Raw genomic sequence first — 3012 nt, 5'->3', positions numbered from 1 at the left:
GGAACAGAAGTTGAGGCTAAGAAGGTCTCCGAAGGCTACAAGGACGACCGCTTTGATGTGAAATTGGTCAGCGAGGAGGGCAAGCACCTCGTCTACACAAGGCGCGAGGTCACGGAGATTGTGCTCGAGGGAGCGCCCCCTGGCGTTTGAAGGATATCATACCGAGCATGACGAAAAACGACTCCAAGAATTAATATATCGGTGTTGCAATAACGACAATCGGACGAAGAATCCATGACTGGCTCCAACGAGAAATCGACGGAAAATGTGAGGATCACAAAACGGGAGGATTGAGAAGATGGCATCGGATAGCGAACCGAAAGCTGTCGACCCAGCATTCACGAAGAGCGTTGTCGACAAGGGTGCGGATACCGTAACACTTTGTTTTCAGTGCGGAACCTGCACCGGAGGTTGCCCTTCCGGGAGGGTGACCGCGTTCAGAACAAGGAAGATGATGCGGAGAGTCCAGCTCGGATTCAAGGACGAGGTCCTACCGGCTGAGGAGCTGTGGCTCTGCACGACTTGCACGACATGCGATGAGCGGTGTCCGCGAGGAGTCAAGATCACAGACATTATCATGACGCTTCGAAACATGGCCGTCAGAGAGGGATACATGGCAGAGGCTCATAAGAACACGGCTAGGAGTCTGATGAAGTCCGGGCATGCCATTCCTCTCGGGGACGCCTTCAGGAAGATGAGAGAGACTCTTGGCCTTGATAGTGAGCCTCCGACCGTCCTTTCGGACAAGGAGGCCCTGGATGAGGTGAAGAAGATCATCAAGGCGACGCACTTCGACGAACTGGTGGGATGAGAATGGCGAAGTACAGTCTCTTTCTCGGATGTATCGCGCCTCTTAGGTACCCGGGCATTGAAACCGCCACCGTGGAAGTGGCGAAAGCTCTGGACATTGACATGGACATCCTCGACAAGACCTCCTGTTGCCCCGCACCGGGAGTGTTCCGAAGCTTCGATCAGGACACTTGGCTTGCCATTGGCGCAAGGAACCTCTCGCTTGCGGAAGAGAAGGGAACCGAGATCGTGACGATATGCAACGGCTGCTTCGGTTCGTTGTGGGAAGTGGCCGACAAGATCGAGCACGATGAGAAAAAGAAGGAGTACGCGAACTCGATCCTCAAGGAAATCGGAAGGGAATACAAGGGCGGAGTGAAGGTAAGACAGTTCGCAGAGCTCCTCTACACGGATGTCGGTCTCGATGCGATATCCGCCAAGGTGACGAACAAGCTGGACCACATCAAGGCCGCGGTACACTACGGCTGTCACTACTTCAAACCCGATATCGTCAAGAAAATCGACAACAGGGAGAGACCGAACACCCTGGACGAACTTGTCGAGGTAACGGGAGCGACCAGCGTGGACTACAGGAACAAGAACGCGTGTTGCGGCGCCGGCGGTGGTGTCAGAGCCCGAGCGAAGGAAGTCGCGCAGGCGATGACGGACCAGAAGCTCGAGGCTATGAAGCAGTCAGGCGCCAACTGCATAGTCGATATCTGTCCCTTCTGCCATCTTCAGTTCGATCAGGGTCAAGGCGGGCTCGGAACATCGTTTCCCGTGATCCACCTGTCGCAACTCTACGTCATGGCATTCGGTCTGGACGAGGGAAAGAACGGTTTTGATGCCCACGCCGTTCCGGTGAAGTTCTGACATCTCACGGAGGCGTGTGGGCCCGTGTCGGATTCGACGTTGTAGCCTTTTCGAGAAATCGGCAGAAAGCAAGCGGGATGAGACCCTACACTCCGGTCCACGGAACTCCTTTGTAAGGGCTCATCACGATCTGCGCCCTCACGTCACGGATTCCATCTACATCCAGATAGGAGTCCAGGAAGTCCTGGAGTTCCGGCATGTCTACGAAAAGCATCACGCAGAGAATCTCGTGGTCGCCCGTCACCCTGTATACGGCGACAGCGCGACTGTGCTCGCACACCCTCTTGACAATGTCGTCCCTGTGAGTCCCAGAGACGCTTATGTGAACGTAGGCCTTCACTGGATTCTCAATAAGCTGATAGTCGATATAGACGGAATAGCCCTTTATTATTCCCTTCCTCTCCATGCTCATTATCCGCCTTCTGACGGTCGCCTCGCTTATCTTGAGATCTCTGGCAATCCCGATGTTGCTTGTCCTGGCATTCTCCCTCAGCTTCTCGAGGATCTTCACATCGATGTGGTCGAGAGGAAGAAGTCTCATGTCCAGGCCTTTCCACCTCTCACCCAGATGGACACCTTCGCCTTCCCATCTTTCCACCATCTTCATACCTAGGAGACGAATGGAACCACGACTATTAAAGAATAACGCTTTTCGCAGAAATCACATCAGATATCGTAACGCATGCACCTCTTTCTGTCACGCCCACGGTTCGACCCCGTCTGGCAGGACCAGTCTGGCAGGAAAGACGATGCTGAAGGCATCCTTCGAGAAATGACGATATTAGTATCCAATCTCACGAATCTGAAAAGGATTATATACGCGCGATGCGTCGCCTGAGACTGGTTCAGAATCGATTGGATAGGTGAAAAAAATGGACGACTCTAGTGAGGAGGGAGGTAGGAAACCCACTGTGGAAGAGATGTTGGCGAAGGCGAAGAAGCCAGGGGAGGACGCCCTGATACTTCACCCCTTCTACCGAGGGAAGATAGAGGTGACTCTCAAGGCACCGGTTCGAGACTTCAACGACTTCGCGATCTGGTACACACCCGGTGTCGCCGAGCCCTGCAGGCTGATTCAGAAGGAGCCAGAGCAGGTCTACAATCAAACGAACAAGTGGAACACTATCGCCGTCGTCTCCGACGGGACGAGAGTCCTCGGGCTGGGGGACATCGGACCTGAGGCCGGGCTTCCAGTGATGGAGGGGAAGTCCCTGCTCTTCAAGTACCTCGGTGGCGTGGACGCGTTTCCGCTATGCCTCGCCACAAAGGACCCCGATGAGATCATCCAGTGCACCAAGTGGCTGGAACCCTCACTGGGAGGCATCAATCTCGAGGACATCTCCCACCCCA

4 protein-coding genes are annotated in these 3012 nt (G+C 54.5%); 3 read left to right on the top strand and 1 reads right to left on the bottom strand.

Annotated features, from left to right (window positions below; all coding sequences use genetic code 11):
• Positions 1-298: 298 nt before the first annotated feature.
• Both hdrC and hdrB read left to right on the top strand, forming a co-directional pair.
• A complete protein-coding gene (hdrC, locus tag LN415_09705; protein ID MCJ2557360.1) occupies positions 299-811 on the top strand; it encodes a CoB--CoM heterodisulfide reductase subunit C in 513 nt (170 codons plus the stop codon).
• 2 nt (positions 812-813) lie between these two features.
• The gene (hdrB, locus tag LN415_09700; protein ID MCJ2557359.1) at positions 814-1662 is read left to right on the top strand and encodes a CoB--CoM heterodisulfide reductase subunit B; all 849 of its coding nucleotides are present in this window, start codon (positions 814-816) and stop codon (positions 1660-1662) included.
• A gap of 85 nt (positions 1663-1747) precedes the next feature.
• Here the strand turns inward: hdrB and LN415_09695 are convergent, their stop codons facing one another.
• Positions 1748-2263, bottom strand: a complete 516-nt coding sequence (locus LN415_09695) for an Lrp/AsnC family transcriptional regulator (GenBank protein ID MCJ2557358.1) — start codon at positions 2261-2263, stop codon at positions 1748-1750.
• Between the two features lie 271 nt (positions 2264-2534).
• Between LN415_09695 and LN415_09690 the strand changes: the two genes are divergently transcribed.
• The coding region (locus tag LN415_09690) for a malate dehydrogenase (GenBank protein ID MCJ2557357.1) at positions 2535-3012 on the top strand (478 nt) is incomplete at its 3' end.

Source organism: Candidatus Thermoplasmatota archaeon, assembly GCA_022848865.1.
Taxonomy (GTDB): domain Archaea; phylum Thermoplasmatota; class Thermoplasmata; order RBG-16-68-12; family JAGMCJ01; genus JAGMCJ01.
The sequence above is the reverse complement of the archived record's forward strand: the minus strand, read 5'-3'. Positions and strand labels throughout refer to the sequence as shown.

Bases quoted from the DNA above. Each gene is read 5' to 3' on its own strand.
- hdrC (MCJ2557360.1), top strand. From the start codon at position 299: ATGGCATCGGATAGCGAACCGAAAGCTGTCGACCCAGCATTCACGAAG.
- hdrB (MCJ2557359.1), top strand. From the start codon at position 814: ATGGCGAAGTACAGTCTCTTTCTCGGATGTATCGCGCCTCTTAGGTAC.
- LN415_09695 (MCJ2557358.1), bottom strand. From the start codon at position 2,263: ATGGTGGAAAGATGGGAAGGCGAAGGTGTCCATCTGGGTGAGAGGTGG.